This window comes from Lachnoclostridium sp. An196 (assembly GCF_002160135.1).
Lineage (GTDB): Bacteria > Bacillota > Clostridia > Lachnospirales > Lachnospiraceae > Hominiventricola > Hominiventricola avistercoris.
This window is the reverse complement of record NZ_NFJZ01000016.1, coordinates 42,671-55,865: the sequence shown is the minus strand read 5'-3', so window position 1 is coordinate 55,865 and position 13,195 is coordinate 42,671. Positions and strand designations below refer to the sequence as shown.

16 protein-coding genes are annotated in these 13,195 nt (G+C 51.1%); 3 read left to right on the top strand and 13 right to left on the bottom strand.

Features of this window, described 5'->3' with window-relative positions; translation table 11 throughout:
* Together B5F29_RS15135 and B5F29_RS15130 are read right to left on the bottom strand one after the other, a co-directional pair.
* A partial coding sequence (locus B5F29_RS15135; protein WP_242955694.1) for a M56 family metallopeptidase occupies positions 1–1,459 on the bottom strand: 1,459 nt, incomplete at its 3' end.
* 19 nt (positions 1,460–1,478) lie between these two features.
* On the bottom strand, positions 1,479–1,850 hold the full coding sequence (locus B5F29_RS15130) for a BlaI/MecI/CopY family transcriptional regulator (RefSeq protein WP_087155436.1): 372 nt from the start codon (positions 1,848–1,850) through the stop codon (positions 1,479–1,481).
* 214 nt (positions 1,851–2,064) lie between these two features.
* Between B5F29_RS15130 and B5F29_RS15125 the strand changes: the two genes are divergently transcribed.
* From B5F29_RS15125 to B5F29_RS15115, 3 genes are all read left to right on the top strand, one after another.
* Positions 2,065–2,343: a type II toxin-antitoxin system Phd/YefM family antitoxin gene (locus B5F29_RS15125; RefSeq protein WP_087155435.1), complete on the top strand. Its 279-nt coding sequence runs from the start codon at positions 2,065–2,067 to the stop codon at positions 2,341–2,343.
* Positions 2,340–2,651, top strand: a complete 312-nt coding sequence (locus B5F29_RS15120; RefSeq protein ID WP_087155434.1) for a type II toxin-antitoxin system RelE/ParE family toxin — start codon at positions 2,340–2,342, stop codon at positions 2,649–2,651. The genes B5F29_RS15125 and B5F29_RS15120 overlap by 4 nt, the downstream gene beginning before the upstream one ends.
* 205 nt (positions 2,652–2,856) lie before the next feature.
* Complete coding sequence (locus B5F29_RS15115) at positions 2,857–3,519, top strand: suppressor of fused domain protein (protein WP_087155433.1); 663 nt, start codon at positions 2,857–2,859, stop codon at positions 3,517–3,519.
* Between the two features lie 108 nt (positions 3,520–3,627).
* On the opposite strand, the gene yajC is transcribed toward B5F29_RS15115, so the two are convergent.
* From yajC to B5F29_RS15060, 11 genes are read right to left on the bottom strand one after another with little or no spacing between them, the layout of a single operon-like run.
* On the bottom strand, positions 3,628–3,906 hold the full coding sequence (gene yajC, locus B5F29_RS15110) for a preprotein translocase subunit YajC (protein WP_087155432.1): 279 nt from the start codon (positions 3,904–3,906) through the stop codon (positions 3,628–3,630).
* A gap of 21 nt (positions 3,907–3,927) precedes the next feature.
* On the bottom strand, positions 3,928–5,112 hold the full coding sequence (locus B5F29_RS15105; RefSeq protein WP_087155431.1) for a M20 metallopeptidase family protein: 1,185 nt from the start codon (positions 5,110–5,112) through the stop codon (positions 3,928–3,930).
* A 38-nt stretch (positions 5,113–5,150) separates the two neighbouring features.
* Positions 5,151–5,816: a hypothetical protein gene (locus B5F29_RS15100; RefSeq protein WP_087155430.1), complete on the bottom strand. Its 666-nt coding sequence runs from the start codon at positions 5,814–5,816 to the stop codon at positions 5,151–5,153.
* A 15-nt stretch (positions 5,817–5,831) separates the two neighbouring features.
* Positions 5,832–6,551 (bottom strand): DUF5058 family protein, encoded by a 720-nt coding sequence (locus tag B5F29_RS15095; protein ID WP_087155429.1) that lies wholly within the window; start codon positions 6,549–6,551, stop codon positions 5,832–5,834.
* 43 nt (positions 6,552–6,594) lie between these two features.
* Positions 6,595–7,230, bottom strand: coding sequence for a YesL family protein (locus B5F29_RS15090; protein WP_087155428.1), 636 nt, complete (start codon positions 7,228–7,230; stop codon positions 6,595–6,597).
* An 11-nt stretch (positions 7,231–7,241) separates the two neighbouring features.
* Positions 7,242–8,606 (bottom strand): PFL family protein, encoded by a 1,365-nt coding sequence (locus tag B5F29_RS15085; RefSeq protein ID WP_087155427.1) that lies wholly within the window; start codon positions 8,604–8,606, stop codon positions 7,242–7,244.
* Between the two features lie 59 nt (positions 8,607–8,665).
* The gene (locus tag B5F29_RS15080) at positions 8,666–8,935 is read right to left on the bottom strand and encodes an ACT domain-containing protein (protein ID WP_087155426.1); all 270 of its coding nucleotides are present in this window, start codon (positions 8,933–8,935) and stop codon (positions 8,666–8,668) included.
* A 27-nt stretch (positions 8,936–8,962) separates the two neighbouring features.
* On the bottom strand, positions 8,963–9,760 hold the full coding sequence (locus tag B5F29_RS15075) for an MBL fold metallo-hydrolase (protein WP_087155425.1): 798 nt from the start codon (positions 9,758–9,760) through the stop codon (positions 8,963–8,965).
* On the bottom strand, positions 9,761–10,348 hold the full coding sequence (gene coaE / locus B5F29_RS15070) for a dephospho-CoA kinase (RefSeq protein WP_087155424.1): 588 nt from the start codon (positions 10,346–10,348) through the stop codon (positions 9,761–9,763).
* A complete protein-coding gene (gene polA, locus B5F29_RS15065) occupies positions 10,349–12,871 on the bottom strand; it encodes a DNA polymerase I (RefSeq protein ID WP_087155423.1) in 2,523 nt (840 codons plus the stop codon). It abuts the gene before it with no gap.
* On the bottom strand, positions 12,871–13,194 hold the full coding sequence (locus B5F29_RS15060) for an anti-sigma factor family protein (RefSeq protein ID WP_162608452.1): 324 nt from the start codon (positions 13,192–13,194) through the stop codon (positions 12,871–12,873). Before B5F29_RS15060 ends, polA begins: the two co-directional genes overlap by 1 nt.
* Between the last annotated feature and the right edge of the window lies 1 nt (position 13,195).

The following is a 13,195-nucleotide window of genomic DNA, read 5'->3' as shown; positions in this document are numbered from 1 at the left end:
CCGGTTTCTCAGCCTCCAGGATCAGCACAGAATCCGAACCGCAGAAAGCAAATACCTCTGCCTTCACAGCCCCGTCTCCCCCGCTGTAAAAATAAGCTCTCCATACGGTGTCTTCCACGTCTTTTCCTGCCATCAGCGTGTCGTCATTGTAGACTTTATACGCATCATCCGAGGCATCCACCCCAAACGATTCATTCATCACGCTATCTCTCCAGCTGTTCCGGGAAACAGTCCCGAACAGACGCGACCAGAAGCCTCCTGTCTCTCCCTCTTCCTGCGCGGCCGCGTCGTGCGTTTCCACAGCCGACACATTCAGAGAATCGTCTCCTGTCCGCCCTGCCGTATCCGTACAGGCAGCCAGCGCAGTCACGCACCCGAACACCAGAGCCGACAGACACACCGCCGCGAAACCGCGCTTCCGGTATCCGGCGATCCCCGAGAGCCTCCGTTTTAAATCCTTTTTGCCTTCCAGAAGCGTCGTGGAAAGCACGCTTCCGCGGAATCTCATATGCCGCTCCGCCGTATCCAGAAGAATATTTCCATAACTGCGCCGCTCCTCTTCTGTCAAGGTTCTCACTACGCTCTCATCGCAGGAAAGCTCACAGTCTTTGTCGAATGTTTTCCCAAACCAGTATACAAACGGGTTATACCAGTGAATACAGAGCACGATCTGGAACAGCCATTTATACCAGATATCCTTCCTTTTCAGATGCGTCAGCTCATGCCGCAGAATCAGCGCCGATTCTTCCGGAGTCATTTTCTCTTTCGGCAGTACAACAAACGGCCGGAAGACCCCGATCAGTACCGGGCTGGCTACCAGCGGGCTCCCACAGATCCAGGCCCATTTCCGGATGTGCATTTCCCGGCGGATCTCTTCTGCCTGCCGCAGGATTCCTTCATCCTCCACACAGGTACAGTCAGCCTTCACATAGCGGACAAAATTCCGATAATCGTTGATTTTCAGAAGCAGCATCAGCAGCGCGCCAAATCCCCAGATCAGAAACATCCAGTGGAACAGGGGGAAGCCTGCCGCCCCTGCGGAAGCGCCCGCAGCAGATGTCTGTGCGGAAGTTCCGGCAGATGTTCCTGCGGAAATACTGTCCGGAGATCCTGAACCGTTCAGATCCGTACTTCCGTCCGGCACCCCGGACGCCATATTGACTGTATCCTCAGTATCTGCCGCCTTTTCCACCGCCGTATCCGCAGCAGCTTTCTCCTGTCCGGTCTGTACGCTCTCTTCCAGAAACTGTACCGGATTCCAGATCACAGGAGCAGGAACTGCACCCGGATCCGGATGTACCGGAAGCAGCAGCCGCAGAAAGACCACCGCCCAGATATAATAGTGCCATTTCCAGGAAAACAGTCTTCTGGTCAGAGGCCGCAGAGCCAACAGCACAAGCCCCAGAAGCGTCCCCATCCAGGACAGCTTAAGTATTTCCAAAACGATCTCTCTTCCCATACCATCACCTCCCTCCTTGTCAGAACCGGCTGTTGAAGAAGTCTCTGAGTTCTTTGATGTCCTCTTTCGTCAGGTCATCATCCGCCATCAGCGCCGCCGCCATGTTTCCGCTTCTGCCATGAAAGAACTTGTTGACAAAATTTTTCGTCTCTTCTTTCACATACGCTTCACGGCTGACTGCCGGACTGTAATAATAGACTTCTCTCTTCTCCTGATGCAGCATCCCCTTTTTCACCAGTCTCTGGATCAACGTCAGCACGGTCGTGCGCTCCCAGCTCTTGTTTTCTTCCAGCATACTCCGTATCTGAGCCGTATTCAAAGGCTCTCCGGCCGTCCACAGCACTTCCAGAATCTCCAGTTCCGCGTCGGAGACATTCTTCTTTTTCTCCATATCGATACCTCCATGTTGTGTCTACTTCTGTAGTCAATTATAGTCTACAATAGTAGTCACTATATGTCAAGTATAATTTCAGTTTATATATGAATTCGTATGAAAGACTGACTGTCACTTGTGCAAAATTAAATTCCACTTAAAACCACGTGGCACATTGTTAAAATACGAAAATAATGATATAATATGACTATCTTGAAACAGGAGGAATATCATGAAAACAACCATCAGACCATCAGCGGATTTAAGAAACCACTACAATGAGATAGCTAAAGAATGCCGGGAAAACCGAACCCATTGTATCCTTACAAAAAACGGGAGAGGGGACACAGTTATCATGGGAATTCAGGATTATAATCAAATGACTGCTGAGCTAGAGCTTTTACGAAATCTCGCAGACGCTGAAGAAGATGTAATGTCTGGAAGAGTGTCTCCAATAAAAGAAACCTTTGATTCTATTCGGGAAAATTTAATATCGCGGAGCGGGAAATGAGTTACAAAGTTTTACGAACTGATAAAGCAGATGAACAATTACATGATATTATTTTTTATATAGCTGAAGATTCCGGCAGCGTTGATATAGCGCTTAATTATCTTGAAAAGATAGAAAATTCAATTAATAATTTGGAAAACTTCCCATATATGGGTGCTAAACCGCGCTATGCGACGTTACGTCGTCAAGGTTACAGAGTATTGGTTGTTGAGCGTCATCTGGCATTCTATAAAATAGATGAAGAAGCAAAAACCGCAATAATCTATGCAGTGATGGATGGACGACGTGAATATAAGGATTTAATATAATTTTGAGGGAAGCAATTTATCCTCCGATGCAGGTTCCATTAAGACGATGAAGTACTTTCGTACATCATAAATGGGAACTATAAGGGGATCGGCTTCGATGTAATCGGTCTTGACCCGATCGCGGACAGCAATTGTGACGGATCTCCGATTCGCGTGGTTGCGTAGTTCGAATAAACGAAGAATTTTTACATATGGAGGACCTGACATGACAAAGGAAGAATTTTTAATCCGTCTCAACGAAGATGAGGAGTATTCCCCCGGCTGGCAGGCTATCGACGACGCTTTTGAAAAGCTTTATCCCGGACAGAATCCCGATCATTTCGGCACCATCATGACGTCAAGGGCCATATTCGGCGGCGATGAATATTTAGACGGTTTTTCGGTGTACAGTTCACCGAAAGGGTATAAGCATCTGGTCAGCTACGGGATGACGGTGCTTTACGGAGACGAGGAGGCTTTCGGCGGCGAATGGAACGGCTGGGGTTATGAAATGACCATGAAGCTGAAGGAAAAAGACACAGAAAGCTGCATGTGGGCGATAGATATGATGTCAAATCTCGCAAGATACACCTACAAGACCGGACGTTTCTTTGAGCCGAATCAGTATGTGAAAGGCAGCGGTACCTCCCTTCATATCGGTACGGATTCCCTTATCACGGCGCTTTTGCTGGTAAACGATACTGAAGCAGAACCGCAGACCTCTGTGTACGGAAAAACAGAATTTATCCAGCTTGTCGGCATCACCGAATCAGAAATCCAGGCAATTATCGACGACCGGAACAATATTCCCAGATTGATCGAACTTATGAAAGCAGACGGAAATGAGGATCTGGTTACGGACATGAGCAGGAACAAGTCTTATCTGTAATTTACCGCGGCAGTCCAGGGCGGCAAAGAAGCGGGGATAAAACCAGACGTCATGCTTGCTTATAAGCCTGAGCCTGTTTCTATCCCCGTTTTCACACCTTATCCCGTCTTATGCAGATGCTTTTTCCCTGATCTGGCTGATCGCATACAGCACCACTTCCATGGTAGTTCCTGTATTCTTGTCCAAAAGAAGGGTAACGTAATCTCCGTTCACTTCCGTGACTGTTCCGACGATTCCTCCCATAGTAATCACCACGTCGCCCGGCGTCAGAGAACCGTGCAGTTCTTTCATCTGCCTCTGTTTCTTCTTGTTCGGGATGTACACAAAGATATACAGCGCCACCACCAGAACCACCGCATAAGCGGCAAACAGCATAATCGGAGTCATGATCCGTTCTTCCTTTCCCTGTTACTCGGCCATTCCCAGATATTTTTCCACGATTCTGACAAACAGAGCGGATCCGATCCAGAATACGTCTTCATCCACATTGAATCTGGGATTGTGATGAGGAATATCCGTGTGTTTTTCGGGATTCGCGGAACTCAGGAACATAAATGCCCCGGGTACGCGGTTCAGGTAATAAGCGAAGTCCTCGCCTCCCATATTCGGAGCGTCCACATGATCGATAACCATGCTGTCTCCGACGATCTCTCTCGCAGCGTCCGCCGCCAGCCTCGCCATCTCAGGATCATTGATCACAGGCGGCGCGCCCCAGTCCATCTCCACTTCCGCTTCTCCGCGGAAAGTAGCCGCCGTACCTTTTGCGATCTCTTCAATCCTTTTTGCCAGATGTTCACGCACGTCTTCTTCCAGTGCGCGGATCGTACCTTCGATCAGAACCTCGGAAGGAATCACATTGTAGGTGAATCCCCCTTCGATATGGCCGATAGTCAGAACTGCCGGTTTCACCGCGGCGATCTCCCTTGCCAGGACCTCCTGAAGGCTGATTACAATATGTGCCGCGATATTGACCGGATCCACTCCTTTTTCCGGTGTGGAGCCGTGGCAGCCAAAACCTTTTACTTTGATTACAAACCGGTCGAAGGAAGCCATGCAGCATCCCGGAGTACAGATCACCGTGCCGGCCGGAATATCTTTGGAGATAATGGTACCTATATGTGTTCCAAATATGGCGTCCACGCTATCCAGATGCCCTTCCTCACAGATCCTCTGCGCTCCCTTGGATCCTTCTTCGTCTGTCTGGAACAATAGCTTCACAGTCCCCGGAATCTGGTCTTTGTGAGCGTTCAGTACCTTCGCCGCGCCAAGAAGCATGGTCATATGGGTGTCATGCCCGCAGGCGTGCATGCATCCTTCATGAGTGGATTTATAAGGCACTTCATTCTCCTCCGTAATCGGAAGCGCGTCCATATCCGCGCGCAGAGCGATGGTTCTGCCGGGCTTTCCACCCTGGATCAGGGCTACCAGACCGCTGTCCGTTTTATTCTCCACAAAGGGGATTCCCATCTCCGTTAATTTTCCTGCCACATATGCCTTTGTCTGCGGCAGATCGCCGCCGAGCTCCGGTATCCGATGAAGCTCCCGGCGCATGGCCACCAGTTCATCCTGCAGGTCTCTGCACTGTTCCCACATTTTCTTATCCTCCACATTTTAATAATAGTTTTTATATATTACGCGAGCATCCCTTTTTTATAAAAAATCCTCGCGATAAAGAGCGTTCCGAATACGGTGATCACGATCACCCATGCGGCAGCCAGCGGAGTAAACAGCTTTAACGCCACAGGGATCGCCAGAGCAAATACGGCCACCTTTGGGTATTTAATGGCAAAATTGCCGAAGGTCGCTCCGAATATGGCCGAACTTGCATACTGCGTAAGTCCGGTCACGATGAAGTCCGGCAGGACTGACAAAACCGCGCTTCCGACAATCACCGCGGAAGTGGTACCGATCAGATTCGTGATAATCGATCCGCAGATCGCCATAGTGGAGACCACTTCTGCCTGAATGGTGCCCGGCGTGGAATCCGTTACATCCAGAGCGAGCGCCGCGCAGGGTACGCGCATGTTTCCGATATTTCCGGAGAGAAAACTCAGATAAGTTCCAGAAAGACCCAGCGCCGCGTAATAGGATATAGGCTCCACAAAATAAAACGCCCCGAAAGAAGCCGCCACCATTCCCCATGCTGTCAGAACAGTACCAAGGGGCGGCCAGCAGTCATAAGTCGTACACAGCCAGATTACAGGAATAAATGCGGTCAGCGCGGCCAGAATATTGGTCGGGGTTCCGATAATGATGCTGTCCCGCTTCCACTGTTTTAAAATATCTTTTTCATTCATGGTTCTCTTCCTCCCTTAATGGAACAGCTGGTCGTAGCCCAGTGAACATATCATGCCGATGATCATGGCAATACCCAGTGAGTATTCCATCAGCCGGGGAATTTTTCTGCATACTGTCTTTACGAGAATCACCATGGAAACAGCTCCCGCGAGAACTGCTATGGTATTTCCCATTCCTTTCAGAATCTCTCCAGAATTCAGGTATCCGAATATTCCAAGAGAGCAGGCGCCGCTCAGCACTACAAGCCATTTCATGTCTCCGCCGGAAACCTTGTTGCGCAAAGTCTCCAGAGACGGAGTCGCGACACCGGTAAACAGAAGCCATCCGGCTCCGTTCAATGCCATGGCAAACCAGGACACTGCCAGACAGACCAGCGTATACTGCTCTGACCCGAGAGCCACGCCGCACGCCTCCGCGCCTATATTCGCGGCAGAAAGCTCTGTCGCAGCCGCGCCGATGATAGACAGACGCAGCCATGCCATAGGTCCTCCAATAGAAGCCATCAGCCCCACCATGACAATGAATACGCCCAGGGCCGGCCCTATAGCGGAGATGAATCCCACCCGGAATGCCTCTTTGGGAATATGGGGATCAATCCCTGCCTCTTTCGTGATTTTGCCGCACTGGCGCATGTACAGTACCGCCTGTACCGCGGAAAGGACCACCGTAATTCCGCAAAGGAGCCACAGGATCGGTGAATTCGATACCTGTTGAACCTGTTCAACAACACTCATTCTACATTCCTCCTTCGTATCTGACTGTTTTCAGTCACTTATATCAAACGCCTTCTTCCGGCGTATATTTTTGGAAACATCTTTGAAACAGCCGGCTGTTCACCCATGCCAAAAGCCCCGGGCCCAGAAGAATCCAGAGAATCAGGATGCGCAGAAATACAGCCGGAAGCAGCAGCAGGTTCCATATGGGCAGCCCGCTGATCAGAACAATCAAAAGAAAATACGGGAAATTTGCCGCCGCCATCAGCCAGGCGTTCTTCATCGTCCGGCAGATCCCTCCGCAGAAACGCGCCTGTACAGGAAACACAAATACTGCTTCCATCAGCCAGACGATCAGAAAAATCCCCGTCAGCACGCCGAATACGATCTGAAGGTTTCCCGGAAGGATACTTACCGCCAGCGCATAGAATACCAGCAGCAAGAGAACCGCCGTCAGAATCAGATGGATCAGTGTAGCCTGACGGAAGTTCTCACGGAATGCATTCCAGAAACCTCTCGCTGTTTTCTTCTCTTCATGCCTCGCCATGCGCAGCGTTACTGTATATAATGCCGTCGCGGAAGCTCCGGCTGTCACTATCGGAATTGAAAACAAAAGGTAGAGCACGCTCAATATCAGGAAATCGGCAATTTTCTCCATAATGATTCCCAGGGCGCCATCCGCCGCAAAATACTTGCTCATGCACGTTCCCCTTAATTCTTAAAGCTGTGGATCGGTGCGGGAATCCTTCCTCCCCGGTTGACAAACGCTTCACAGGAGTACTGGTTTACCGGCATAATGGGAGCATATCCCAAAAGGCCGCCAAACTCCACGATTTCGCCTACGCCTTTTCCTACCACCGGGATCAGACGCACGGCAGTCGTCTTCTGATTCACCATGCCGATAGCCATCTCATCCGCAATGATACCGGAGATCGTCGACGCGGGAGTATTTCCGGGAATCGCGATCATATCCAGGCCCACAGAGCAGACACAAGTCATGGCTTCCAGCTTCTCCAGTGTCAGCGCGCCGGCTTTCACCGCGTCGATCATTCCCTGATCTTCGCTGACCGGGATGAACGCTCCGCTTAAACCGCCCACATAGGAGGACGCCATAACACCGCCCTTCTTCACCTGATCATTCAGCAGAGCCAGCGCAGCCGTCGTGCCGGGCGCACCGGCGTACTCCACGCCGATTTCCTGCAGAATATCCGCCACGCTGTCCCCGATGGCCGGCGTAGGCGCCAGGGAAAGATCCACGATACCAAACGGAATCCCCATCCTTCTGGATGCCTCTTTCGCCACCAGCTGTCCCACTCTGGTCACTTTGAAGGCAGTCTTTTTGATCGTCTCGCACAACACTTCAAAACTCTCTCCGCGCACTTTGGAAAGCGCCGTCTTCACCACTCCGGGACCGCTGACGCCCACATTGATCACCGCGTCCGCCTCCGTCACTCCGTGAAAAGCGCCCGCCATAAAAGGATTGTCATCCGGCGCGTTGCAGAAGATTACCAGTTTCGCACATCCCAGAGAATCTTTTTCTTTCGTCAGTTCCGCAGTTTTTTTGATGACTTCTCCCATCATCTTCACCGCGTCCATGTCGATCCCCGTCTTCGTGGAACCCACATTGACCGAACTGCATACTCTCTCCGTCCGGGCCAGCGCCTGAGGGATCGCCTGCATCAGCAGCCGGTCGCTGGCTGTCATTCCCTTGGAAACCAGCGCGGAAAAACCGCCCAGAAAATTTACTCCTACAGTCTCGGCAGCCTGGTCCAGCACCCTGGCAATCTCCACATAATCTTCCGGCGTACGGCATGCCGCGCTGCCCACAAGCGAGACGGGCGTCACCGAGATTCTTTTATTCACGATGGGAATTCCATACTGTTCTTCAATAGCTTTCCCCACCGCCACCAGATCCTTTGCTGTTCCGGTGATCTTGTCATAAATGTTGACTTTCAGTTTTTCCAGGTCCGAATCAATGCAATCCAGCAGACTGATTCCCAGCGTGATCGTACGCACGTCCAGGTTTTCCTGCTCGATCATTTTATTTGTCTCCAGCACCTCGTTAATATTGATCATGAATATACGCTCCTGTCCTGTATTTTTCCAGACTGCTGCCATACGCGAAAACGCGGCGCTCAGATTCTGTGCATCATATTGAAAATATCCTCATGCTGGCAGTGGATTACCACTCCGATCTCTTCTCCCAGTTTTGCCAGTTCACCGGACATCTGCGTCACGTCCGTCACCTTGACCGCGTCCACGATCATCATCATGTTGAAGTACCCGTTTACAATTGTCTGCGAAATGTCCAGGATGTTCACCTGATGTTCCGCCAGGTAGGTGCAGACTTTGGCAATAATCCCCACCGCGTCATGTCCGACTACTGTAATAATAAATCTTTTCACTCTCTTGTCCTCCTCGACTTCTTTACATTAAAATTCACATACGCCGGAGACACAGTCTCTCTTCGCCACCTGAATGTCAAAATCCCCCGGCATATACTTCACCGGATCCAGCTGGATCTCCAGCTTTACCGTCTCATATGCCAGTTCGGCATAATTGTTCTCCTTGCTCAAATGTCCCAGATATATTTTTTTCATGTTGTCATGAAGCACCCGGCACAGAAGCTGCCCCGCGCTCTCATTGGACAGATGCCCCCGTTCTCCCAGAATCCTGCGTTTCAGCGGATAAGGATACGGCCCTACCTGAAGCATCTGGATATCGTGATTGGCTTCCACCAACAGTACATCCAGATTCTGGAGATGTTCTACTATGTAATCATTATAAATTCCCATATCCGTGGCAACCGCCGCACTCTTCTCCCCGCAGCGGAAACGATAGGCCACCGGCTCCGCCGCGTCATGAGAAATAGCAAAAGGTTCGATTTCCACATCCCCGATAGTAAAAGGCTCGTCCGCACGAACCACATGATACAGACTTTCATCGATAGATCCCAGTCCCGACATGGCCTTCATCTGACCGATGGTACCCGCTGTCCCGTAGATCGGCATCCCGTACCTTCTTGCAAGAATCCCGACTCCTTTCACATGATCCGAATGCTCGTGCGTGATCAGAAGTCCCTGAATATCTTTTCCTTCCAGTTCGATCTCCCTAAGACCCGCCTCGATCTTTTTGGCGCTGATCCCGGCGTCTACCAGAAGATGGGTGCTGTCACTTCCTGTGTAAATACAATTTCCGCTGCTCCCGCTGGCAATACTGCACAATCTCATCTACTGTCTCATCCTTTTGTCGATCCGGTCCTTAAGCTCCCGGGCCGTACCGTTATTCTCTATAACCACCTGGCATCTGGCCAGGTATTCTTCCCTGCCAAGCTGGGCCCGCAGGATCTGATCGATCCGCCCGTCCGTATAGCCCCGGCTTTCCTTCAGCCGCTTCCGGCGGATCTCCTCACTGGTATCAATATACCATGTTTCGTCACAAAACGCACCATAATTTTCTTCCAGAAAAAGGGCGGCCTCCACAGCCGCATAAACGTATCCTTCTTCTTCATACGTCCGGAGTCTTCTTAAAATCTCCGTTTTCACTTCCGGATGTATGATACTGTTGAGAATCTGAAGCCGAGCCTGATCAGCAAATACGATCCCTCCCAACTTCTTCCGGTCAATCCTGCCGTCCGCATCCAGAATGCCGTCTCCAAACTCGCTGCAAATCCGGTCATACGCCGGAAATCCCGGCTCCATGACCTCATGTCCCACCAGATCAGCCTGGATCACCGGCACCCCGTACCGCTCATGGAGATACTCCAGTACCATACTTTTTCCGGATCCTACGCCTCCGGTTATTCCGATTATTTTCATTTATTTCGCCTCATACCAGTTATTGCCCCGATGAAGATCGATCTCCAGAGGCACCTTTAATTCTGCCGCCTGCTGCATTTCCCTGCGCAGAAGCTCTTCCACCCGGTCCGCTTCATCCTCTCGCGCTTCGATCAGAAGCTCGTCGTGTACCTGCAGGATCAGCCGGGAATGGAAGCCCTCTCTTTGCAGCCGGTCATGCACACGCACCATGGCGATTTTGATAATATCCGCAGCCGTACCCTGAATCGGCGAATTCATCGCCACACGTTCCCCAAAGGAGCGCTGCATAAAATTGGACGATTTCAGCTCCGGTACCGGACGGCGTCTGCCGAACATGGTCGTGGCATAGCCTTTCTCTTTTGCTTCCGCCACCAGTCCGTCCAGAAATCCTTTAATACCCGGATAGGTTTCAAAGTAACGGTCAATATACTCCCTGGCCTCTTTGGGCGATATATCCAGATCCTGGCTCAGTCCGAAAGAACTGATCCCGTATACGATCCCAAAGTTCACCGCCTTTGCATTCCGTCTCTGCTGCGGGGTTACCTCCTCCAGCGGCACATGAAACACCTGGGAAGCAGTAATCCGATGGATATCCTCCGCCTGCCGGTATGCCTCGATCAGCTTCTCGTCTCCGGACATATGCGCCAGCACCCTCAGCTCGATCTGGGAGTAATCCGCGTCCACGAATATATATCCGTCTTCAGGAATAAACACCTTGCGGATCAGGCGCCCCAGCTCCATCCGAACCGGGATATTCTGAAGGTTAGGCTCCGTGCTGCTGATCCGTCCCGTAGCGGTGATGGTCTGATTAAAACTGCTGTGAATCCTCCCGTCCTCCGCGATACAGGAAGCAAGACCATCCGCATAGGTAGATTTGAGCTTTGTAAGCTGCCGGTATTCCAGGATATCTTTCACGATAGGATAATCCGGAGCCAGCTTCTCCAACACCTCTGCCGAAGTAGAATAACCGGTCTTGGTCTTCTTCCCTCCGGGCAGCCCCAGCTTTTCAAAAAGGATCACTCCCATCTGCTTGGGAGAATGAATATTAAACGCTTCCCCCGCGGCCTGATGGATCTGGCTTTCCAGTTCCCCGATCCGCCCTGTCAGAGCCTCCCCGTAGGCATGAAGTTCTTCTGCGTTGACACGCATACCCGCTTTCTCCATATCATGCAGAGTAAACACCAGCGGCATCTCTATCTCGTCGAACAGTTTTTTCATGTCTGCCTCCGAAAGCTTTTCCATCAGAGAAAGCATCTTCCGGAAAGTCGTTCCGGCCGCATGGGGTTTCCCCAGATCCTCGTGAGCATAGTTTCCAATCAGAGGATTGACCAGATATGCCGCGATCTCCACATCGAACAGATGCTCTCTTTTTTCCACATGGATATCGTTCATGAGCTTTTTCACATCGGAAGTCCCGCAAAGAGGCACTTTATCGATCATCTCCGAAAGCTTGTCCAACAGATATTCTTCTGTCATAAAACCTTCCGCGGACAGGTAACAGGCTTCTTTTTCCGAGAATGCCAGCGATACGCCCATACCGTTTTCATTCCGGCAGATCTCGAACGCAAGTCTGTCTTTTTCTGAAGCCATCCGGAAGATCTCTTCCGCTCTGCCAAGATCCGATACCTTTTCCGTTTCCGGAATATCCAGGTCTGTCGTTTCAAAACGCTGCAGCAATTTTTTGAAGTTAAGTTTTTTGCACCACTCGTATGCTTCCGGCGTATACAGATCTCCAAGCCGCGCCTGCTCCCAGTCCATCTCCACCGGGGCATCCACACAGATCGTGGCGAGTTTTCTGCTCATTACCGCCATATCATAATGCGTCTTCAGCGCTTCCTTCGCGCGGTTCGGTCTGACTTCCTCCACATGGGCATACGCATTCTCCACACTGCCGTAGGTCACGATCAGATTCGTGGCCGTCTTCTCTCCGATGCCCGGCACTCCGGGAATATTATCCGATGAATCTCCCATCAGAGCCTTCAGTTCTATGATCTGCAAAGGAGACACTTTGTAGGCATCAAGTACATCCTGTGTATGATAATTCTCAATCTCCGTGGTTCCCCGCTTCGTCTTCGGGATACGGATCAGTATCCGGTCTGTGGCGATCTGAAGCAAATCCCGGTCTCCCGAAACAATGACCGCGTCCATGCCTTTGGCCTCGCTCTTTCTGGCTACCGTCCCCAGAAGATCGTCCGCCTCATATCCTTCCTGCATCAGCAGAGGGATCCCCATGGCCCGCAACAGCTCCTTCAGCACCGGAACCTGCTCCCGCAGCTCTTCCGGCATAGGCTTTCTGGTTCCCTTGTACGCTTCATACATCTGGTGACGGAACGTGGGCGCTTTCAAGTCGAACGCCACCGCCAGATAATCCGGATGCTCCTCGTCCAGAATCCGGAACATAATATTCAGGAACCCATAAATTCCGTTGGTATGCAGTCCCTCCTCATTCGTAAGATCCGGGATCCCGTAAAACGCCCGGTTGATAATACTGTGTCCATCTATCAGCACAATCTTTTCGCTCATCAGAAAAACAACCTCACAATCATATAGAAAAGGCTCGCCGTAGCCGCCGTCTTCAAAAGGAAGGAATACAGAGCAAAAAACCGCTCGTCCTTCGCATCTTCCTCGGAATTCTCCAGCGTATCCTCCACCAGCGTCCTGTAATCGATCTTTTCCTCCGCTCCGTCCAGCTGACGGATGCCGGCGAAGACAGTGGCATATACCTCCAGTTCTTCATAACAGTCCGGGCAGTGACGGACATGCCGGACGAATTCTTCTTCTGCCTTTTCCTGCAGTTCTCCGTTAATATACGGCACAAGCTGCCGCTGCACCTCTTTGCAGTTCATA